Consider the following 20,259-nt stretch of genomic DNA (forward strand, 5'->3'; position numbering starts at 1 on the left):
GAGTTCCCCCCATGCATTCGACGTTGTCCTCCGAGGCGGTCGCCGCGACGCTGAGCCGGCTGCAGGCCGCCGAGGAGAAGCAGGACCTGGTGGCCGCCTTCAAGGCGGCCGGGGTCGACATGGCCGGAGAGTACCCGGTCGACCTGCCCGCCGACGAGCTGGCCGAGCGCACCAAAGACCTGATCATGTCGGTGAGCCAGGACGGCGGGCGCCTGCTTTACCTGCTCGCACGCTCGGCTCAGGCCCGCACCGTGGTCGAGTTCGGCACCTCCTTCGGTATATCGACGCTCTACCTGGCCAGCGCGGTCCGCGACAACGGCGGCGGCACCGTCATCACCACCGAGCTGCAGGCCGACAAGGCGCTCGCCGCCGAGAAGAACTTCGCCGAGGCGGGCCTGGACGACCTGATCGAGCTGCGGCTCGGCGACGCCCGCGAGACCCTGCGCGAGCTGCCCGGGCCGGTGGACCTGCTGCTCCTGGACGGCTGGCTGGACCTGCGGCTGCCGATCCTGGAGCTGGTCGCGCCGCGGCTGCGGCCCGGCGCGCTGGTGGTCGTGGACGACGTGGACCTGGAGATCGGCCGCGGCGTCTACCAGGAGTTCCTGGACCACGTGACCGATCCGGCCAACGGGTACTTCTCCGTGCGGCTCCCGGTCCACATGGGCGTCCAGGTGTGCCTCAAGCTCGGCTGAGGCGCCTGACGAGCCGATGGACATCAAGGTCCTGGGTCCGCTGTCGATCCAGCACGGCGCCGCCGCGGCCACCCCGGTCGCCCAGAAGCCGGGCACCGCGCTGGCGCTGCTGCTGCTGAACGCGATGCGCGTGGTACCCGTGCCGGTGCTGATGGACGAGCTGTGGCGCGAGGCGCCGCCGAAGAGCGCACGCGCCGCGCTGCAGATCTACGTGCTCCAGCTCCGCAAGAAGCTGACCTGGGCCACCGGGCTCACCCTGGCCGAGGTGTCCGAGCACGTGCTGCAGACGGTGCACAACGGCTACCGCTTCGTCGTCGAGCAGGGCCAGCTGGACCTGCAGGTCTACCACCGGCTCCAGCGCACGGGGATCAAGGCCATGGACGCCGGGGACTACCACTCGGCGGCCCGGGACTTCCGGCACGCCCTGAACCTGTGGCGCGGGCCCGCGGTCGCCGACGTGGAGCCGGGCACGCGGATCCGCGCCGAGGCGGCGGCGCTGGAACAGTCGCGGATGACGATGCTGGACTACCGCATCGAGCTGGATCTGCGCCTGGGGCTGCACCGCCAGATTCTCGGCGAGCTGGCGGTGCTGACCTCGCGCAACCGCTTCCACGAGAACCTGCACGCGCAGTTCGTCATCGCGCTGTACCGGTCGGGCTACCGCATCCGCGCGCTGGAAGCGTTCCACCAGGTGCGGCACAACCTGCGCACCGAGTTCGGGCTGGAGCCCTCCGGCAAGCTCAAGAGGTTCCACCAGGCGGTGCTGACCCAGGATCCGGTGCTCGACGAGGCCGAAGTGGTGCCGCTGCCGCGGGGATCGGCAGCGGACCTGCTGGAGGCGCCGTCGCTGGCGAGCTCGTTCTGAGCCGGATCAGGCTCTTGAGGCGGCCAGGCGGCCAGACAGATCAGGAGCCTGAGACAGCAGCGGTGAGCACGGTCTTCACGCTGTCGTCGGCGATGCGCTCGGCACGCTCGCGGGACACCGCATCGGCGATGTGCGTGAAGTTCCACGAGAGCTGCCCGTGGCTGGTGCTGACCGACGAGGCCAGGTATCCGACCACTGAGATGCCGCCGACGAACTGCGCTCCGGACAGCTGCCAGCCGCCGGCCTGCGCCGGGAAGTCGAAGCGGCCGATGTTGGAGATGAAGAAGTTGAACGAGCCGTGCTCCTCGATGTACCGGACCAGCGGTTCGCTGTCGACGATGCCGGCCGGGCCCTGTGTGGCCAGCAGCGCGAACACCGGGTACTGGTCGCCGCGCTCGCGGCGCTCGGTGAGGTCGCGGTTGACGAAGCGCGCCATCGACCACAGGTCGTCGGGCTGGTAGGCGACGACCGAGTGCACGGCCGAGACGAAGCAGCCGACTTCGTCCTCGGACACCGGGCGTTCGAGCTCGTCGCGGAAGGAGACCGGGGAGCCGACCGCGAAGTGCGAGCCGGGCGCCGCCTCGGCGTCCCGGGCGACCGCGCTGGCCAGCGCGGCGGCCAGCACGCCGTGCAGCGTGACGCCTTCGCGCTTGCAGGCCGCCGTCAGGTCCGCCAGCGCGTCGGCGGGCAGGAAACGGTGCAGGAGCCGGGTCCGGCGCTGGTCGAAGGGGACGAAGAATTCTGGTTCGAGGCGACCGGCCTCCGCGGACTCGTCCGCCGTGGGGTCGGCGGCCTCGCGGTCGGGGAGCGCGCCGGCGGTGGTGCGGTGACGTTCCGGGAAGAGGTCTTCCACCGGGACGGGGATCGGCGTTTCGGCAGCTTCAACCGTGTCGGTTGTGTCAGTGGCGTCGGCGGCGCCCGGCTCGGCCGCAAGCAGTACCCACTGCCGCAGCAGGGCCAGCGCGGTCGTCCCGTCCGAGATGTAGTGCGGGACCGAGAGAATCAGATCATTGATCCCGCCCGGCTGCCGGATCACGACCGCGCGCGCCAGCGGTCCGGTCCGCCAGTCGACGGACTCGGCGAACTCGTGGGCGTCGATCTCCTGCGCCCAGCGTTCTTCCTCCAGCCGGGTCACCGTGACCTCGCGCAGCGGGATCGTCGCGCTCGTCGGGACGAAGCGCGGGTCGATGCCCGAGGGCTCGGTCGCTATCGCCAGGCGCAGCAACGGCTGCCGGGCCTGGAGCGCGCGCAGCCCGCCGAGCAGCGCGTCGGTGGACACCGCGCCCTCGACGCGGACCCGCGCGCAGACGTTCAGCGTGGAGAGCTGATCGATGATCCAGTACCAGCGCTCCGCCGGGCTCAGCGCCCGCGAGGTGCCCGGAATGCTCATTTCGCCTCGACCCCCATCATTGCGTGAAATGCGATGTGTGAATACCGGAACCGATCATCGGAAACCCGCTCGCGATGATGCTAGCAAATAGCGCGGGGTGGACACCATGAATTCCCGATGATAATAAGGCGTCATGGCTCTGAGCTGGTCTATGAGCCGTATTTAGTCGATTCTCAAGTGTGCCGTGATGGTATTCCAGTGAGCCGTCGGCCGCCTTGCCGGCGTCATTTCTCTTGACATCTGATGGGCCGGCTCCGCCGATGGCCGAACCGGCCCGGGGGAGGAGTTCCCGTGTCCGACTCCATGGTCGCCGAGACCGTTCCGCCGGTGATCCGCATCGATCCGTCCGGGGCCGACCGCCACGGCGAGGCCGCGCGGATGCGCGAGGCCGGCCAGGTGATCCGGGCCGAGCTGCCCGGCGGTGTGCAGATGTGGGTCATCACCGACTACGGCCTGCTCGCCGAGCTGGCCGCCGACCCGCGCGTGGGCCGGGACTGGCGCAACTGGGACGCGCTGAGCCGCGGCGAGGTGCCCGAGGACTGGCCGCTGCTGAGCATGATCCGGCTGAACAACGCGATGGCCCGGGACGGCGGGGAGCACCGCCGGCTGCGGCGTCCGCTGACCAGGACGTTCACCCGGAACCGGGTCGAGGCGCTGCGGCCGCGGATCGGCGAGATCGTGGCGCGGATGCTGGACGAGCTGCCCGCGCTGGCGGACGCCGACGGCGTCGTCGACCTGCGCAAGCACTACGCCTATCCGTTCCCGATGCAGGTGATCTGCGAGCTGATCGGCGTGCCGGAGGAGTGGTGGCCGAGGTTCCGCCAGCTGATCGACACCGTGGTGCGCGCCGACACCACGGCCGAGGAGTACATGGCCACGCAGCAGGAGCGGCACGAGCTGTGGCAGAAGCTGTTCGCCATGCGGCGCGCCGAGCCGGCCGACGACCTGACCAGCGCGCTGCTCGCGATCAACGGCGAGGACGGCGAGCCGCTCACCGACGAAGAGCTCGAAGACACGCTGTGGATGCTCATCGGCGCCGGCCACGAGACCTCGATCAGCCTGATCGTCAACGCCACGCGGGCTCTTCTCACCCACCCCGAGCAGCGCGCCAAGGTCGACGAGGGCGGTGACGAGGTCTGGGCGAAGGTCATCGAGGAGACGCTGCGCTTCGACTCGCCGGTCGGGAACTTCCCGGCCCGCTTCCCGACCGAGGACGTCACCGTCGCCGGGGTGACGATCCCCAAGGGCGAGGCGATTCTCGCGCCCTGGAGCGGCGTCAACCGCGACCCGGCGCGCTACGGCGAGGACGCCGACCAGTTCGACATCGACCGGTCGGCCGGCAAGCACATGGCGTTCGGGGCCGGGCCGCACGTGTGCATCGGCCCGAACCTGGCGCGGCTGGAGGCGGCGATCGCGCTGCCGGCGCTGTTCGCGCGGTTCCCGGAGCTGCGGCTCGCGGTCGAGGACGACGCGCTGACCGCGGTGCCGTCGATCTTCTCCAACTCGGTGGTCGGGTTGCCGGTGTTCCTCGGGGCGCAGGCTCAGGCGTAGAGCAGCTGAAACAGCGCCGAAACAAGTGGATCGGTGGCCGCCCCGCAAGAGGCGGCCACCGATCCCGGCGGCGGCACCCGCCGGTCTATGAGCCCTGCGAACCCGCGGGCGGGATGTTGTGGTTCAGACGGAACAGGTTCTCCGGGTCGTACGCGGCCTTGATCTCGGTCAGCCGCTGGTAGTCCTTCGGCTCGTAGGCGGAGCGCACGTACTTCGCGTCGTCCGCGCCGTTCAGGAAGTTCAGCGTGCGGCCGACGACCCAGGGCTCCAGCGCGGCGAAGATGCGCTCGTGCGCCGGCCGGATCTCGCTCAGTTCGGCGCGCTCCAGGCGGGAGATGACGTTGATCGCGTACCGGGCGTGCCGGCCGCCGACCGCGTTGCCGACCGCCGGCGGGTTCGCGAGTCGGCCGCCGAGGTGCCGCAGCTCGATGACGTGCGGGACCGCGGCTTGCGGGCCGGCCAGCGCGAACAGCGCGTGCACTCCGGTGCTGTCGAAGTCGTGCAGCAGGGCCGTGAAGGACTCGAAGGCGCCCGGGACCGGGGGGTCGTTGTGGATCGTGCCGCCCGCGGTGTAAGGCATCTCCTTCACCGTGTCGATGAAGGGCTCCAGCTCGCGCAGCGGGGCCACCAGGTCCGCGCCGGGACGCAGGTCGTCGGCGGAGTAGGTGATGCGCACATGGGCCACGTAGCGGCCGCGCAGCGGCGGCGGGAGCATCGGCGCGTCGGGGAAGGCGATCATCGCGATCGAGGAGGTCATCTCGTCGGGCAGGTGGGCGGTCCAGCGGACGTAGGCGTCGAAGACCTCGGTGATGGAGTCCGCCGGGAAGAACAGGCCGCCGCCGTAGATCGTGGTGACCGGCATCAGGTCGAGTTCGATGCCGGTCACCACGCCGAAGTTGTCCCGGCCGCCGCGCAGCGCCCAGAACAGGTCCGGGTCGGCCTCGGCGCTCACCTGGCGCAGCCGGCCGTCCGCGGTGACCACGTCGATGCTGCGCACGTGGTCGGCGGCGAAGCCGTAGCGTCGGGAGAGCAGGCCCAGGCCGCCGCCGAGGGTGTAGGAGACCACGCCGACGCCCGGGGCCGAGCCGGACAGCGGGGCCAGGCCGGCGGCCGCGGCCTCGTGGATGACCTGGTCCCAGCGCGTCCCGGCGGCCACCCACGCGGTGCCGGTGCCCGGGCTCACGCGGACGCCCTGCATACGGGAGGTGGTGATGAGTAGACCGCCGTCGGCGGCGACCGCGGCCGAGGCGTGGCCGGTGCCCTGGACCGCGACTGGGAGGCCGTGTTCCCTGGCGAAGGTCACGGCCGCCTGCACATCGGCCGCGCCGGTGGCGCCGACGATGAGGTCGGGGTGGTGTCGGCGTGCGGTCTGGTTGCCGCTGCGCTCGGCGTCATATGCCTCGTCGGCGGGGGTCAGAACGGGACCCTGGATCCGTGTGGCCAGCTCCGTGACCGTCTCGGGGTCGATCGGCGGATCAATCGTGGCGGCTCGGTCCACACTGCTCATGGCTGCCCTTGTCCGTGCCGGGTGGCCGGCACTGTCGCGGTTCCGGGTGATCACGAAGAGTAGTAAGGTAACCGTACGTCCCGGACACCTGATAGTCAAGCACCCTGACCAATATCGAGCACACAGCGTGCACGCCGGTACCGAGCACACCGATGTCGAGCAGAAAGGCCGCTCCAGGTGACGAAGCGAACCGATGACCCGGGCGAGACGGCCGACCGCGCCGAGGCCGAGCCCCGCCCGCCGCTGCCCACCCTGCTGACCCAGGCCAAGGACCTCACCGTCGAGCTCCTGCACCGCCGCCTCGCCGAGCAGGGATTCGCCGGCATCCGCTACCGCCACGGCTCCGTCTTCCGCTTCATCGACCCCGAAGGCTCGCGCCTGACCGAGCTGGCGGAGCGCTCGAAGCTGAGCAAGCAGGCCGTCGGCGAGCTGGTCGACGAGCTCGAACGGCTCGGCTACGTCGAGCGGGCCCCGGATCCGCGCGACCGCCGGGCGAAAATCATCCGGCTCACCGAGCGCGGTGCGCAGGGCCAGGCCGCGGCGGCGGCGATCGTCACCGGCATCGAACAGGAATGGGCCGCGCACCTCGGCGCGGAGCGCATCGTCGAGCTGCGGCGCACGGTGCAGGACATCATCGCGTTACACGGCCGGTGGGAAGACCAGTCCGCGCCAAGCTGACGGCAAGCGGGATGGACGAAGGTGTCGTCCGAGCACCTTGCAGACAACTTCGACAGAAGGCTGTCATATGTCCACGCTTTGCAAACCTTCGGTGAGCGTGCCGGAACATGTCATCACCCTGGCGGACACCCTCGCGTTCGCCGAGCAGGCGCACGCCGGCAAACCGCAGCTGGGCCTGGCACTGCGGCTGATCAGGAACACCGGCGTGCAGAAGCGCCACATCGTCCAGCCGATCGCCGACACGCTGCGCCATCCCGGGTTCGAGGAGCGCAACCGCATCTTCGAGGTCGAGTCCAAGCGGATGCTTCCGCCGGTCATCGCCGAGGCGCTGGCCAACGCCGAGCTGACGGCGCCGGACATCGACGCGATCATCTTCGTGTCCTGCACCGGCTTCCTGATGCCCTCGCACACCGCCTGGCTGATCAACACGATGGGCTTCCGCTACGACACCCGGCAGATCCCCATAGCGCAGCTGGGATGCGCCGCCGGCGGGGCCGCGATCAACCGTGCGCAGGACTTCTGCACCGCCTACCCCGGCAGCAATGTGCTGATCGTCTCCTGCGAGCTGTGCTCGCTGTGCTACCAGCCCACCGACGACGCGGTCGGCAACCTGCTGTCCGACGGGCTGTTCGGCGACGCCGTCGCGGCCGCCGTGGTCCGGGGCAGCGGCGGGGTCGGGGTGCGGCTGGAGCGCAACGCCGCCTACCTCATCCCGGACACGGAGAGCTGGATCTCCTACGCGGTGCGCTCGACCGGCTTCCACTTCCAGCTGGACCGCCGCGTGCCCGGCACCATGGAACCCCTCGCCCCGGTGCTGAGCAGCCTGGCCACCGCGCACGGCTGGGACATCGCGAACCTCGACTTCTACATCATCCACGCCGGCGGTCCGCGGATCCTCGGCGACCTGAGCAAGTTCCTCGGCGTCGACGACAAGATGTTCCGGCACAGCTGGTCCACCCTGGTCGAGTACGGCAACATCGCCAGCGCCGTGGTCTTCGATGCGCTGCGCCGGCTGTTCGAGGAGCAGTCGATGTCGCCGGGCGCCACCGGCGTGATCGCCGGGTTCGGCCCCGGGATCACCGCGGAGATGGCGGTGGGCCGGTGGTCCGTGGCCGGGACGCCGCCGGTTTCGACGGCGCGTGTCCAGTCGAGCCACGGGCAGCCCAACCACGGACAGCCCAATCACGGCCGGCCGAACCACTCCCGGCCCACCCACGTCCAGCCGAACCATGTCCAGCCCTTGGAGACAGCGTGAGCGACGAGCAGTTGCGCCCCGACCGGATCATGGAGATCGCGAACGGCTACTGGGCCACCGGCGTCCTCGGCGTCGCGGCGCGGTATTCGGTCTTCACCCACCTCGAAGCCGGCGTGGACACCGCCGAGGCGCTGGCCGCCAAGACCGGCCTGGCCGAGCGCGGCACCCAGACGCTGCTCGACGCCCTCGTCGGGCTCGGCCTGGTCCAGGTGCGCGACGGCTACCGCAACAGCCCCGAGGCGTCCGCCTTCCTGGTCGACGGCGAGCCCGCGAGCCTGGTCGGCTACGCCGGGCTCAAGCTCGGCGAGATGGTGAAGATGACGGTGCTGCCCGAGGTCTTCTCCGGCGGCGGGCCGCTCACCGAGCCGATGGTCGAGGTCGTCGACAACCCGCACTGGGAGCACGTCGTCCCGGCCATCGCCGCGCAGTCCGTGCCGGTCGCGCATACGGCCGCGAAGCTGCTGAAGCTCGCCGACGCCGGCGCGATCTCGATCCTGGACGTCGGCGGCGGCTCCGGCATCTTCTCCGGGACCTGGCTCGCCGCGAACCCGGCCGCGCACGCCACCCAGCTCGACTGGGCGCCGATCAACGCGATCGCGCGCCGCCTGGTGGGGCCGGAGGTGGCTGACCGCTTCGACTTCATCGACGGCGACTTCCACACCGTCGAGCTCGCCGCCGCGGCGTACGACGTCATCGTCTACTCCCACGTCGCGCACCAGGAAGGGCCGCAGGACAACGCCGCGAACTTCCTGAAGCTGCGCGCCGCCCTCAAGCCCGGCGGCACACTGGTCATCTGCGACTACGTGGTCGACGACGACCGCGGCGGACCGCCCTTCGCGCTCGCCTTCGCCTCGGAGATGCTGCTCAAGAGCCGGAAGGGCGGGACCTGGCGGCGGGCCGACTACACGGCCTGGCTCCAGGCGGCCGGATTCACCGACGTCTCCTTCCACCTGACGCCCTCGCCGACCACCATCGTCCTGGCCCGGTGACCCCGCACCGCCGGACGGGTTTCCGTCCGGCGGCGGACCGCTCACATCGCAGGCCGCTGACAAAGTGGCGCACGGGACTTCTGTGGTGCACCGTACTGAGTATGCGCGGTGACATGGAATTCCGGGTGTTGGGATCGGTGTCGGTGCGGCAGGACGGTGCGGAGCTGGTCCACGCCATCGGCAAACCGCGCCAGGTGCTGGCCCTGCTGCTGATCAACGGGCCGCACCGGGTGTCGGCCAAGTCGCTGATCACCGAGCTCTGGGACGACGCGCCGCCGCGGCGGGCCATGACCACCTTGCAGACGCACGTCCTCCAGCTGCGCAAAGAGCTCGCGCGCAACCTCGGCGTCAGCCGCGACACCGTCGCCCGGGATCTGCTCCAGACCCACGACGGCGGCTACCGCCTCGCCCTGGGCGCCGCGGAGTTCGACCTGCCGGAGTTCCACCGCCTGCGGGCGATGGCGCAGGCCGCGCTCAACGCCGGCGACTCGCTGGTCGCCAGCCGGGTGCTGAGCGAGGCGCTGGGCCTGTGGCGCGGACCGGTCCTGGCCGACGTCGAGCACGGCCGGCTCCTGCACGCCGCGGCCGCCGAGCTCGACCGGGCCCGGCTGGAGACGCTGGTGCTGTTCTTCGACACCCGGCTGAGCATGAACCGGCACCGCGAGATCCTCAGTGAGCTGACACGCCTGGTGGTCCGCCATCCGCACCACGAGGACCTGCACGCCCGCCTGATGCTGGCCCTGTACCGGTCGGGATACCGGGTCCGGGCCCTGGAGGTGTACGAGGAGCTGTGCCGGAACATGCACAACGACCTCGGCGTGCGCCCCTCGGCGTCGATCGCGCGGCTGCGGGCCCGGGTGGCGGCCGATCCGGCGGCCGGGGACGAGGACGGCGACGCGGCTGGCGATCAGGCCGACGTGCTCCACGTGCTCCACGGCCCCCAGGAGAGCTCGCGCTGCGGTGGCGGCACGCTGGGCTCGCCGGGCAGCGGCAGCACCGGCATCCTGTCCGGCAGCGGCTCGGAGTTGAGCACCGCCTGGTAGCACTGCTGCAGTTTGGGGGAGGGTTCCAGGCCGAACTTGCCGACCATCTCCCGGCGCAGGCCGTGGAACGCCTCCAGCGCGCGGGTCCGTTCCCCGGAGCGGTACAGCGCGATGATGAACTGCGCCTGGAGCTCCTCGTTGAACCGGTCGTGGGAGGCCAGGTCGGCCAGCTCGCCCAGGATCTCGCGGTGCCGGCCGGCGCGCAGCTCCAGCTCGATCCGGTGGCCCAGCATCATGGCCCGGGACTGCTGCAACCCCGCCAGTTCCGCGCGGATGCTCGGGCCCGGGTCGACGTCGGCCAAAGCAGGGCCCTGCCACAGGGCGAGCGCGGCGCGGAAGTTGTGGGCCGCGGTGGCCAGGTCGCCGTCGGCCATCGCGACCGCGCCGGTCTGCTCCAGCCAGCGGAAGGCGCGCAGGTCGAACTGGGACAGGTCGGCGACGAAGACGTAGCCGTTGCGGGTGGTGCGCAGGATCTGCTCGCCGACGGCGTCCGTGCTGCGGCCGGTGGCCCGGGCGAACTTCTTGCGGAGCTCGAAGACGTAGGTCTGGACCGCGGCGCGCGCGGTCTTCGGGGTGTGGCCGTCCCACAGCTCGTCGATCAGCGTGGACAGCGGGACCACCTGCGCGTGGTTGAGCAAAAGCAGCGCGAGGATCTGTTGCGGTCGCCGGGCCACCGGGGTGATCGCGATTCCCGCGTGGGAGACATGGAGTGGCCCCAGCAGCCGAACCCGCATGCTGATGCTCCTCTCGTCACGCGCGCGCACCACACGGTGCGACGGCATGTGCCGGAGAAGCGTCCCCCGAAACACGGATCGCCACAGGCGATCCGGTGTGCCGTCCGCTGTGTGTTTGTCCGCGCTCTTCGGTGCCCCGTCGCCGGCGCGGATCGAACCGGCCCGCGCCCACCCGTACTGAGAAGTATGTGAGGGTACTGATACTAAGTCGCAGCTCATCGCGCCGTCAAGGTGCTTGACCTTTGCTTGGCGCGAGGATTCGCCCATCCGCTCCGGCACGCCCCAAGCCGATCCCAAGCGGGCGCCGGGGTCCGGGCCAAGGCCGGTGCCCGACGCTGGGCCGGAACAGACTTGGAAGGGATGGGTGCATGTCCGCTGAAGCCACGCTCGCCCGGTTCCGTGAGTACATGGTGGGACCGGCCCGGTTCATGAATCTGCTGTCCTGCTTCGAACTCGGCGTGGTCGACGCGCTGCGGGCCGAGCCCGGCCTGACCGCCGCCGGCCTCGGCGCCGCGGTCGGTGCCAAGCCGGACGCGATCGAGCAGCTGTTGTTCCTGCCGGTCAAGGAGGGCTTCATCGGCCACGACCCGGCCACCGGCGGCTACCGCCTGGCCGCGCTGGCCGAGCTGACGGACCTGGATCTGCGCCGGGTCCTGGAGTTCATGGACAAGATCAAGGTCACCACGCTGCGGCAGCTGTTCTGGCTCACCGAGAGCGTGCAGACCGGGACCGTGGTCGGGCTGCGCGAGCTGTACGGCTTCGACGGCGACCTGTACGCGGCCATGGGTGTGCACGCCGAGCTGCGCGAGTCGTGGTCGCGCCTGATGGACACGGTCACCGAGCGCATCGACCCGTGGTTCTTCCAGAACATCGACGTCCCCTCCGGATCGCGGGTGCTGGACCTGGCCGGCAACACCGGGCTCGGCGCCGTCCACACGCTGACGCTGACCGGCGCCACCGGGCTGCACGTCACGACCTTCGACCTGCCGGACAAGGAAGCGGAGTGCCTGAAGAACTTCCGGGAGGCCGGCGTCGCCGAGCAGACCGCGTTCGTCGGGGGCGACGTGTTCGTCAGCGTGCCCACGGGCTTCGACGTGGTGCTGGTCAAGCACTTCCTGAACATGTTCGACAAGTCGGAGGCGGTGAAGATCCTGCAGGCCGTCCACGCGGCGCTGAAGCCGGGCGGCCAGGTCCACATCCTGGTGCCGGTGTACACCGAGGACCTCACGCAGTCGCGGACCGTCGACTACTACCCGGCGTTCTTCCTCGGCGCGGCCATCGCTCAGGGCGGGCCGCAGAAGATGTCGACGTTCAGCGCCTGGCTGGCCGAATGCGGTTTCACGGTCACCAAGGCGATCACCCAGGACCTCGCCGAGCTGCCGCCGGACGCGCTTCCGCTGCACGGCATCCTTACCGCCGCCAAGCCCGCGTGACGTCCGCCAGCCCCCTGATGTCCGCCAAGCGCGCCTGACCCGGTTGCGACAATCGAAGGGATCAGTTCCTTGAGCTCCGAAACCACCCTCGCGCGGTTCCGTGAATACATGGTGGGACCGACGCGGTTCATGAACCTGCTGTCCTGCTACGAACTCGGCGTCGTCGACGCCCTCCGGGACGCTCCCGGCCTGACCGCGGCCGGCCTCGGCGCCGCGGTCGGGGCCAAGCCGGACGCGATCGAGCAGCTGCTGTTCCTACTGATCAAGGAGGGCTTCGTCGCCTACGACGAGGCCACCGGCGCCTACCGGCTCGACGCGCTCGCCGAGCTGTCGGACGCTCAGCTCAGCGGGGTCATGGCCCTGATGCACTTCATCAAGACGGTCACCCTGCGCCAGCTGTTCTACCTGACCGAGAGCATCCAGACCGGCTCGCTGGTCGGGCTGAAGGAGTACTACGGCTTCGACGGCACGCTGTACGAGGCCGCGGCCACGCACAAGGACCTCGGCGAGGCCTGGGCGCTGGCGATGAACACCACGACGCAGCGCATCGACCCCTGGTTCTTCGAGAACATCGACGTCCCCGCCGGCGCGCAGGTGCTGGATCTGGCCGGCAACACCGGCCTCGGCGCGATCCACACCTTCCAGCACAAGAACTCGCCGGGGCTGCGCGTCACCACCTTCGACCTCCCGGAGCGGGAGGAGGAGTGCCTGAAGAACTTCCGCGAGGCCGGGGTGGCCGAGCACTGCTCGTTCATCGGCGGCGACGTCTTCGACGGCGTGCCGAAGGGCTTCGACGTGGTGCTGATCAAGCACTTCATCGACATGTGGGACAAGGCCGAGGTGCTGCGGATCTTCGAGGGCGTGCACGCCTCGCTGCCGGCCGGCGGCCAGGTGCACATCCTGGTGCCGATCTACCCGGAGAACATCGCGGACACCGACAACTACACCATCGACTTCTTCCCGAGCTTCTTCCTGGGCTGCTCGATGGGGTACGGCGGGCCGCAGAAGCTGTCGACGTACCGCGGGTGGCTGGAGGAGGCCGGGTTCACGGTCACCCAGACGCTCGCGAAGGACCCCGCCGACCTGCCGCGGTACGCGCTGCCGGTGCAGGGCATCCTCTCCGCGACCAAGGCCTCTTCCGCGGCCGAGACCGGGTGACGCGGCATGACCGCGCGCTTGTTCACGTCCGAGTCGGTGACCGAGGGACACCCCGACAAGATCGCCGACCAGATCAGCGACGCGATCCTGGACGAGCTGCTGAAACAGGACCCGGATTCGCGGGTCGCGGTGGAGACGCTGATCACCACCGGGCAGGTGCACGTCGCGGGGGAGGTGACCACCGAGGGCTACGCCGACCTGACGGCTGTGGTCCGGGAGAAGATCCTCTCCATCGGGTACGACTCGTCGAAGAAGGGATTCGACGGTTCCTCGTGCGGGGTGTCGGTCTCGCTCGGGTCGCAGTCCCCTGACATCGCGCTCGGGCTGGCGCGCTCGTACGAGGCCCGGCTGGACGGGATCGTGCCGGAGGAGCTGGACTGGCAGGGCGCCGGGGACCAGGGGCTGATGTTCGGCTACGCGTGCGGCGAGACCCCGGAGCTGATGCCGCTGCCGATCGCGCTGGCGCACCGGTTGGCGCGGCGGCTGGCCGACGTGCGGAAGGACGGCGTGCTGCCGTACCTGCGGCCGGACGGCAAGACGCAGGTCACCGTCGAGTACCGCGGGACCGAGCCGGTGCGGCTGGACACGGTGGTGGTGTCGACGCAGCACGCGGCGGACGTCGACCTGGACGGGCTGCTGACGCCGGACGTGCGGGAGTTCGTGGTCGAGCCGGAGTTGGCGGGACTGGCGCCGGCGGGTCTCGGGCTCGACGTGTCCAGCTACCGGTTGCTGGTGAACCCGACCGGCCGGTTCGAGGTCGGCGGGCCGATGGGCGACGCGGGCCTGACCGGGCGGAAGATCATCGTCGACACGTACGGCGGGATGGCCCGGCACGGCGGTGGGGCGTTCTCGGGCAAGGACCCGTCGAAGGTGGACCGCTCGGCGGCGTACGCGATGCGGTGGGTGGCCAAGAACGTGGTCGCCGCAGGGCTGGCCCGGCGCTGCGAGGTGCAGGTCGCGTACGCGATCGGGATGGCCGAGCCGGTGGGGGTGTTCGTGGAGACGTATGGCACCGGCGTGGTGCCGGACGTCAAGATCCAGGAGGCGGTGCTGCGGGTGTTCGATCTGCGGCCCGCCGCGATCATCCGCGACCTGGACCTGCTGCGGCCGATCTACTCGGCGACCGCGGCCTACGGCCACTTCGGCCGGGAGCTGCCGGACTTCACGTGGGAGCGGACCGACCGCGCCGAGGCCCTGGCCGCGGCGGCAGGTGTGAGCTACGAACCGGGATCAGGACCATGAATCGCAGTACGGGAACCCGCACTGCCGGTCTGGCGGTGACCGGGTCGATCGCGACCGACCATCTCATGACCTTCCCCGGCCGGTTCGCCGACCAGCTGGTCGCGGACAAGCTGCACGCGGTGTCGCTGTCCTTCCTCGTGGACACGCTGGACATCCGGCCCGGCGGCGTGGCGCCGAACATCTGCGTCGGCCTGGCCGCGCTCGGCGTGCGTCCGCTGCTGGTCGGCGCGGCCGGGGCGGACTTCGCGGCGCACAGCGGCCGGTTGGCCGAGCGGGGCGTGGACACGTCCGGGGTGCACATCTCGCCGTCGCTGCACACGGCGCGGTTCCTCTGCACGACCGACGCCGACGGGAACCAGATCGCGTCGTTCTTCTCCGGCGCGATGAGCCAGGCGCGGGCCATCGCGCTCGCGCCGCTGGCCGCCCGGGCCGGCGGCCTGGAGCTGGTGCTGATCGGCGCGAACGACCCGGAGGCGATGCTCGCTCACACGGATGAATGCCGCGAGCGGGGGTATCCGTTCGCCGCGGATCCGTCGCAGCAGGCCGCGCGGCTGAGCGGCGAGGATCTGCGCCGGCTGGTCTCCGGGGCGGCGTACCTGTTCACGAACGAGTACGAGGCGGCGCTGATCGAGCAGAAGACCGGATGGTCGGCGGCGGAGATCCTGGCGCGGGTCGGCGTGCGGGTGACGACGCTCGGCGCCCGCGGCGCCCGGATCGAGGCCGGCGACGCGGCGCCGCTGCACGTGCCGTGTCCGAAGGAGGACGCGCGGGTCGATCCCACCGGGGTCGGCGATGCGTTCCGCGCGGGATTCCTCGCCGGGCGGACGTGGGGGCTCGGGCTGGAGCGCTCCGCACAGGTGGGGTGCATGTTGGCGACGGTCGTGGTCGAGACGACGGGGCCGCAGGAGTACGAGGTGGACCGGCGGCGGTTCCTGGAACGGTTCGGTGCGGAGTACGGGGTGGCGGCGCGGGCCGAGGTGGAGCCTTGGTTGGCGGTGGTGGCGCAGCGGGTGTGATGGGGTGAGCGCGATGCTGAGGCTGTGATGCGGGAGCACCTGTTTCGGTGTTTCCATTGCTGGAGCACCGGTTCGACCGACCGGCGCTCTTGCGAGAGGAGCCCCACAGGTGACGAACGGTGCGGCGGCGGCGATCGTGTCGGACCAGCCCGGGTCTTTCGCGTGGGGCGTGTGGAACAAGCGGCACCCGATCCTGATCAAGCAGATCCGCGACGCGTACCCCTACCCGGCGGAGATCCAGCGGGCGCTTGAGGCCCTGCTGCAGGAGACGATCTCCGGCGACATCGAGCGCCTGCCGCCCGACGCGCACGACCACGCGCTCTGGCAGGACTGGGACCGCGGCTGGTACGGCGGCTCGTGGCTGTCGGCGCCGTTCCTGTGGGCCGAGTCGTACTTCTACCGCAGGCTGCTGGAGGCGGTCGGCTACTTCCGCCCGGGACCGTGGCACGGCGTCGACCCCTTCGGCCCGGCGAAGCAGGCGGAACTGACGACGCCGGTCGTCGCCTCGGAGCTGGCGGCGCTGGACGACGTGGCCGCGATGCCGCTCGCGGCGCAGCGGCGCGCACTGCTGGCGGCGGCGCTGTGGGGCAACCGGGCCGACCTCGGGTTCCGGATCACCGCCTCGCCGGAGGGCCCCGCGACCGATCTGGTGGCCGACGACAGCGCGCGGATCTGGTCGCTGCTGGACGCGGCTCGGGGGAGCGGGGCTGCCGGCTCGCCCGAGCCGACCGGCTTGCCGGCGCCGGCTGCCTCGCCCACGCCGACCGGCTTGCCCGCGCCGACCGGCCCGACCGGCCCGACCGTGCACATCATCACCGACAACGCCGGCCGCGAACTCCTCGCCGACCTCATCCTCGTCGACCACCTGCTGACCACCGGGACCGCCACCCGCGTGGTGCTCCACGTGAAGCCGCAGCCGTACTACGTCTCAGACGCGACCGGCTCCGACGTGGCAGCCGTCCTCCGCCGCATCATCGCCGCCCCCGGCACCGCAGCCACCACCGGCAACCGCCTCTGGAAAGCCCTCACAGACGGCACCATCACCCTGCGCACCCACGCGTTCTGGTGCGCACCCCTGTCATTCCGCCACCTGCCACCCGACCTGGCCGCCGACCTGTCCCCAGCAACCCTGACCATCCTGAAGGGCGACCTGAACTACCGCCGCCTCATCGGCGACCGAGCCTGGCCCCCGACCACCCCCTTCGCCGAACTGACCGCCTACTTCCCATCACCGGTGGCAGCCCTCCGCACCCTGAAGTCCGACGTCGCCGTCGGCCTCACCCCGGAAACCGTCGCCAAGCTCGACGCCACCGGCAGCCCATGGCGGACGAGCGGGGAGCACGCCCTGATCCAGATGCGGCCATAGCCGGCGGCGTGGCCGCCGGCGCAGTCTCCCGGAGCACCAAAAAAGGCCCCGCCGCACCCGCGGCAGGGCCCACCCTCAAAACCTCAGCGTCAGGCGTTCGCCTTGACCTTCTCGGTCTCCTCGATCAGCACCACCAGCGCCGCGATGAGGCCGGCGACCAGGTTGCGCGAGGTCTCGTCGACCAGGTTGCCGTCGCCGTCGAAGCGCTCCCAGTTGTTGCCGACGTGCACCTCGGGCTTGGTGACGACCTTCGCGTCCAGCCAGTGGAAGACGTCGCGGAGGTGGTTCTGGGCGCGGACGGTGCCGAAGCCGCTGCCGGAGGCGCCCATGACGGCGACCGGCTTGCCGGTCAGGACCGACTCGCCGTAGGGGCGGGAGGCCCAGTCCAGGGCGTTCTTCAGGACGCCGGGGATCGAGTAGTTGTACTCCGGGCTGGCGATCAGGACGCCGTCGGCGGCGGCGATCTTCGCGCGGAACTCGGCCACCGACGCCGGGACGTCGGCCTCCAGGTCCTGGTCGAAGAAGGGCAGCTGGCCGATGCCGTCGTAGATCTCGATCTCGACGCCTTCGGGCGCCAGCTGCTTGGCGGCGCGGACCAGCGCGGTGTTCGTGGAGGCCTTACGGAGGGCGCCGGAGAAGGCGAGGATCTTGGTGGTCACTTCTGAGCTCCCGGGGTGTGGGTTCTGGGGGTTCTTACACGTCTGACTTGGGCCGACGCGGGCCGGGGAGGGTCCGCATCGGAGTACGTCGGTAACCCTGCGTGAGCCGGTTACCTTTCGTAAGGTTGAAGGTAGGCGGCGCGCTTACGGTTGTCAAGTTGCCTACGGAAGGTAAGCTGGGGTCATGGCCGACAACACCGCGAAGCAGCACGAGGAGCACCTGAGCTCCTTCTGTCCGCGCTTCCACACCGCGGTGGAGATCATCGGGCGACGCTGGTCCGGGGCGATCCTCCGGGCCATGCTGGCCGGCTCCACCCGCTACACCGACATCGCGTGCTCCGTCCCCAAGCTGTCCGACCGCCTCCTGTCCGAACGCCTCAAGGAGTTCGAGCAGGTCGGCCTCGTCGAGCGCGTCGTGATCCCCGAGACCCCGGTCCGCGTCGAGTACCACCTCACCCAGAAGGGCGCGGAGCTGGAGCCGGCGTTCCAGCAGCTCGCGGAGTGGGCCGAGAAGTGGATCGAGCTCCCGCCGCTGCCCGAGGGCGTCGAGTGCCAGGAGTCGTTTTTGGAGCCCGGCGAGGGACGCTAATCTGACGCTTGTCAGGCGTGATCACGGCCACAAGCCGGCCGCACGCAGCAGCCACCGCGAAGTTGGGGGACGACGATGTCCGCAGCCGACCAGCCCGCCGCGTTCGGGGAACTCCTCTGGACGCCGACCGAGGCGCAGCGTCTGGGCTCGCCCCTCCAGCGGTACCTGGACTGGCTCCCCAAGCAGGGCGTCGGCCCCTTCCCGGCCTACGCCGACGCCTGGCAGTGGTCCGTCGATCATCCGGCGGAGTTCTGGGAGAGCCTGTGGCGCTACTTCGACGTCCACGCCGCGACCCCCTACACGGCCGTCCTCCCCGACGCCGCGATGCCCGGCGCGCGCTGGTTCCCCGGCGCCACCCTGAACTTCGCCGAGCACGTCTTCCGCGCCGCCTCCGACGACCGCCCGGCCCTGCTGTTCGTCGAGGAGGGCGCCGAGCCGGCCGAGATCTCCTGGGCCGAGCTGCGCCGCCAGGTGGCCGGACTGGCCGCCACGCTGCGCGCCTGGGGCGTCGGCGTCGGCGACACCGTCGCGGCCTTCCTGCCCAACACCCCGCACGCGATCGTCGCGCAGCTTGCCGTCGCCTCGCTCGGCGCGGTGTGGTCCGCCTGCGGCCCCGACTTCGGCACCCAGGGCGTCCTGGACCGCTTCGCGCAGATCGAGCCGAAGGTCTTCATCGGCGTCGACGGCTACCGCTACGGCGGCAAGCGCATCGACCGCCGCGCCGAGTGCATGGAAAGCCGCGACGCGCTGCCGACGGTCGAGCACACCGTCTGGGTGGACTACCAGTTCCCGGACGGCCCGGCGTGCGCGGAGAGCATCCGCTGGGCCGAGGCCGTCGCCGGGCCGGAAGGCGAAGCGAGCGCGCAGCCGGAGCCGGAGCTGGACTTCGCAGCCGTCCCCTTCGACCACCCGCTCTGGATCCTCTACTCCTCCGGCACCACCGGCCTGCCGAAGGGCATCGTCCACGGCCACGGCGGCATCCTGCTGGAGCACTACAAGGCCATCGCCTTCCACATGGGCGTCGAGGAGGGCGACCGGTTCTTCTGGTACTCCTCCACGAGCTGGATGATGTGGAACATCGTCCTGGGCTCGCTCCTGCTCGGCGCGACCGCCGTCCTCTACGACGGCAGCCCGGCCTACCCGGACGTCAGCGGACTGTGGCAGCTCGCTGAGAAGACCGGCGCGACCCTGCTGGGCACCAGCGCCGGCTACCTGATGGCCTCGCAGAAGGCGGAACTGCACCCGGGCCGCGACCTGGACCTCTCGGCCCTGCGCGCGATCGGCTCCACCGGCTCCCCGCTGCCCCCGACCGGCTTCCGCTGGGTCTACGACGCCGTGGGCTCGGACATCTGGCTGAACTCGCTGTCCGGCGGCACCGACGTCTGCACCGCCTTCGTCGCCGGCAACCCGCTCCTGCCGGTCTACTCCGGCGAGATCCAGTGCCGGGCGCTCGGCTGCCGCGTGGAGTCCTGGGACCCCGAGGGGCACCCGCACGTCGGCGAGGTCGGCGAACTGGTCCTGACCGCGCCGACGCCGTCGATGCCGGTGAAGTTCTGGAACGACCCGGACGGCCACAAGTACCACGACGCCTACTTCGACGTGTTCCCCGGCGTCTGGCGGCACGGCGACTGGTGCACGATCACCGAGCGCGGCGGCGTCATCATCCATGGCCGCTCGGACTCGACGCTGAACAAGCAGGGCGTCCGCATGGGTTCCGCGGACATCTACGAGGTCGTGGAGAAGCTGCCGGAGATCCGCGAAGCGCTGGTGATCGGCGTCGATCTCCCCGACGGCGGCTACTGGATGCCGCTGTTCGTCCACCTGGCCGCCGACGCGGTCCTGGACGACGCGCTCAAGGCCCGCGTGGCCGCCGCGATCCGCGCCGAACTCACGCCCCGCCACGTCCCCGACGAACTCGTCGAGATCCCCGGCGTCCCGCACACCCGCACCGGCAAGCGGCTGGAGATCCCGGTGAAGCGGCTGCTGACCGGAGCCGACCCGGCGAAGGCGGTGAACCTCGGGACGGTCGACGACCCGGCGCTGATCGCGTGGTTCGTTGAGTACGCGAAGCAGCGTGACGCAGGGGACTGAG

17 protein-coding genes and 1 pseudogene are annotated in these 20,259 nt (G+C 70.7%); 14 read left to right on the plus strand and 4 right to left on the minus strand.

Features of this window, described 5'->3' with window-relative positions:
• The first annotated feature begins 11 nt into the window (after positions 1–11).
• Both ABH920_RS35335 and ABH920_RS35340 read left to right on the plus strand, forming a co-directional pair.
• Positions 12–692, plus strand: a complete 681-nt coding sequence (locus ABH920_RS35335; RefSeq protein ID WP_370353605.1) for an O-methyltransferase — start codon at positions 12–14, stop codon at positions 690–692.
• 16 nt (positions 693–708) lie between these two features.
• Positions 709–1,557 carry a BTAD domain-containing putative transcriptional regulator gene (locus ABH920_RS35340; RefSeq protein WP_370353606.1) on the plus strand — a complete coding sequence of 283 codons (849 nt, stop codon included), beginning with the start codon at positions 709–711 and terminating at the stop codon, positions 1,555–1,557.
• A 40-nt stretch (positions 1,558–1,597) separates the two neighbouring features.
• Here the strand turns inward: ABH920_RS35340 and ABH920_RS35345 are convergent, their stop codons facing one another.
• Positions 1,598–2,947 (minus strand): hypothetical protein, encoded by a 1,350-nt coding sequence (locus tag ABH920_RS35345; protein ID WP_370353607.1) that lies wholly within the window; start codon positions 2,945–2,947, stop codon positions 1,598–1,600.
• Between the two features lie 303 nt (positions 2,948–3,250).
• On the opposite strand from ABH920_RS35345, the gene ABH920_RS35350 reads away from it, so the two are divergent.
• Complete coding sequence (locus ABH920_RS35350) at positions 3,251–4,498, plus strand: cytochrome P450 (protein WP_370353665.1); 1,248 nt, start codon at positions 3,251–3,253, stop codon at positions 4,496–4,498.
• A gap of 85 nt (positions 4,499–4,583) precedes the next feature.
• Here the strand turns inward: ABH920_RS35350 and ABH920_RS35355 are convergent, their stop codons facing one another.
• Positions 4,584–6,005: an FAD-binding oxidoreductase gene (locus tag ABH920_RS35355; protein ID WP_370353608.1), complete on the minus strand. Its 1,422-nt coding sequence runs from the start codon at positions 6,003–6,005 to the stop codon at positions 4,584–4,586.
• Between the two features lie 177 nt (positions 6,006–6,182).
• On the opposite strand from ABH920_RS35355, the gene ABH920_RS35360 reads away from it, so the two are divergent.
• The 4 genes from ABH920_RS35360 to ABH920_RS35375 all read left to right on the plus strand — a co-directional run bounded on the left by ABH920_RS35360 (position 6,183) and on the right by ABH920_RS35375 (position 9,970).
• Positions 6,183–6,683 carry a MarR family winged helix-turn-helix transcriptional regulator gene (locus ABH920_RS35360; protein WP_370353609.1) on the plus strand — a complete coding sequence of 167 codons (501 nt, stop codon included), beginning with the start codon at positions 6,183–6,185 and terminating at the stop codon, positions 6,681–6,683.
• 67 nt (positions 6,684–6,750) lie between these two features.
• Positions 6,751–7,938, plus strand: a complete 1,188-nt coding sequence (locus ABH920_RS35365; protein ID WP_370353610.1) for a type III polyketide synthase — start codon at positions 6,751–6,753, stop codon at positions 7,936–7,938.
• A complete protein-coding gene (locus ABH920_RS35370) occupies positions 7,935–8,927 on the plus strand; it encodes a methyltransferase (RefSeq protein WP_370353611.1) in 993 nt (330 codons plus the stop codon). Before ABH920_RS35365 ends, ABH920_RS35370 begins: the two co-directional genes overlap by 4 nt.
• Positions 8,928–9,028: 101 nt before the next feature.
• The gene (locus ABH920_RS35375) at positions 9,029–9,970 is read left to right on the plus strand and encodes a BTAD domain-containing putative transcriptional regulator (protein ID WP_370353612.1); all 942 of its coding nucleotides are present in this window, start codon (positions 9,029–9,031) and stop codon (positions 9,968–9,970) included.
• Positions 9,971–10,014: 44 nt separating this feature from the next.
• Here the strand turns inward: ABH920_RS35375 and ABH920_RS35380 are convergent.
• Positions 10,015–10,971, minus strand: a pseudogene (locus ABH920_RS35380) (BTAD domain-containing putative transcriptional regulator); the annotation flags it as partial.
• Positions 10,972–11,072: 101 nt separating this feature from the next.
• On the opposite strand from ABH920_RS35380, the gene ABH920_RS35385 reads away from it, so the two are divergent.
• The 5 genes from ABH920_RS35385 (at position 11,073) to ABH920_RS35405 (ending at position 16,919) form a co-directional block, all read left to right on the plus strand.
• Positions 11,073–12,137, plus strand: coding sequence for a methyltransferase (locus ABH920_RS35385; RefSeq protein WP_370353613.1), 1,065 nt, complete (start codon positions 11,073–11,075; stop codon positions 12,135–12,137).
• Positions 12,138–12,245: 108 nt separating this feature from the next.
• Positions 12,246–13,295 carry a methyltransferase gene (locus ABH920_RS35390; RefSeq protein ID WP_370353666.1) on the plus strand — a complete coding sequence of 350 codons (1,050 nt, stop codon included), beginning with the start codon at positions 12,246–12,248 and terminating at the stop codon, positions 13,293–13,295.
• A 6-nt stretch (positions 13,296–13,301) separates the two neighbouring features.
• Positions 13,302–14,537, plus strand: coding sequence for a methionine adenosyltransferase (gene metK, locus ABH920_RS35395; RefSeq protein ID WP_370353614.1), 1,236 nt, complete (start codon positions 13,302–13,304; stop codon positions 14,535–14,537).
• Entirely contained in the window at positions 14,534–15,553 is a 1,020-nt protein-coding gene (locus ABH920_RS35400; protein WP_370353615.1) for a carbohydrate kinase family protein, read from the plus strand. Before metK ends, ABH920_RS35400 begins: the two co-directional genes overlap by 4 nt.
• A gap of 109 nt (positions 15,554–15,662) precedes the next feature.
• Positions 15,663–16,919 (plus strand): damage-control phosphatase ARMT1 family protein, encoded by a 1,257-nt coding sequence (locus ABH920_RS35405; RefSeq protein ID WP_370353616.1) that lies wholly within the window; start codon positions 15,663–15,665, stop codon positions 16,917–16,919.
• An 89-nt stretch (positions 16,920–17,008) separates the two neighbouring features.
• On the opposite strand, the gene ABH920_RS35410 is transcribed toward ABH920_RS35405, so the two are convergent.
• Complete coding sequence (locus tag ABH920_RS35410; protein WP_370353617.1) at positions 17,009–17,578, minus strand: NADPH-dependent FMN reductase; 570 nt, start codon at positions 17,576–17,578, stop codon at positions 17,009–17,011.
• A gap of 184 nt (positions 17,579–17,762) precedes the next feature.
• Here ABH920_RS35410 and ABH920_RS35415 point away from each other — a divergent pair, with 184 nt between their 5' ends.
• Both ABH920_RS35415 and ABH920_RS35420 read left to right on the plus strand, forming a co-directional pair.
• Complete coding sequence (locus tag ABH920_RS35415) at positions 17,763–18,167, plus strand: helix-turn-helix domain-containing protein (RefSeq protein ID WP_194916109.1); 405 nt, start codon at positions 17,763–17,765, stop codon at positions 18,165–18,167.
• Positions 18,168–18,242: 75 nt separating this feature from the next.
• Entirely contained in the window at positions 18,243–20,258 is a 2,016-nt protein-coding gene (locus tag ABH920_RS35420) for an acetoacetate--CoA ligase (protein WP_370353618.1), read from the plus strand.
• Position 20,259 lies beyond the last annotated feature (1 nt).

The organism is Catenulispora sp. EB89 (assembly GCF_041261445.1).
Lineage (GTDB): Bacteria > Actinomycetota > Actinomycetes > Streptomycetales > Catenulisporaceae > Catenulispora.

Bases quoted from the DNA above. Each gene is read 5' to 3' on its own strand.
- ABH920_RS35335 (WP_370353605.1), top strand. From the start codon at position 12: ATGCATTCGACGTTGTCCTCCGAGGCGGTCGCCGCGACGCTGAGCCGG.
- ABH920_RS35340 (WP_370353606.1), top strand. From the start codon at position 709: ATGGACATCAAGGTCCTGGGTCCGCTGTCGATCCAGCACGGCGCCGCC.
- ABH920_RS35345 (WP_370353607.1), bottom strand. From the start codon at position 2,947: ATGAGCATTCCGGGCACCTCGCGGGCGCTGAGCCCGGCGGAGCGCTGG.
- ABH920_RS35350 (WP_370353665.1), top strand. From the start codon at position 3,251: ATGGTCGCCGAGACCGTTCCGCCGGTGATCCGCATCGATCCGTCCGGG.
- ABH920_RS35355 (WP_370353608.1), bottom strand. From the start codon at position 6,005: ATGAGCAGTGTGGACCGAGCCGCCACGATTGATCCGCCGATCGACCCC.
- ABH920_RS35365 (WP_370353610.1), top strand. From the start codon at position 6,751: ATGTCCACGCTTTGCAAACCTTCGGTGAGCGTGCCGGAACATGTCATC.
- ABH920_RS35375 (WP_370353612.1), top strand. From the start codon at position 9,029: ATGCGCGGTGACATGGAATTCCGGGTGTTGGGATCGGTGTCGGTGCGG.
- ABH920_RS35385 (WP_370353613.1), top strand. From the start codon at position 11,073: ATGTCCGCTGAAGCCACGCTCGCCCGGTTCCGTGAGTACATGGTGGGA.
- ABH920_RS35390 (WP_370353666.1), top strand. From the start codon at position 12,246: ATGGTGGGACCGACGCGGTTCATGAACCTGCTGTCCTGCTACGAACTC.
- metK (WP_370353614.1), top strand. From the start codon at position 13,302: ATGACCGCGCGCTTGTTCACGTCCGAGTCGGTGACCGAGGGACACCCC.
- ABH920_RS35400 (WP_370353615.1), top strand. From the start codon at position 14,534: ATGAATCGCAGTACGGGAACCCGCACTGCCGGTCTGGCGGTGACCGGG.
- ABH920_RS35415 (WP_194916109.1), top strand. From the start codon at position 17,763: ATGGCCGACAACACCGCGAAGCAGCACGAGGAGCACCTGAGCTCCTTC.
- ABH920_RS35420 (WP_370353618.1), top strand. From the start codon at position 18,243: ATGTCCGCAGCCGACCAGCCCGCCGCGTTCGGGGAACTCCTCTGGACG.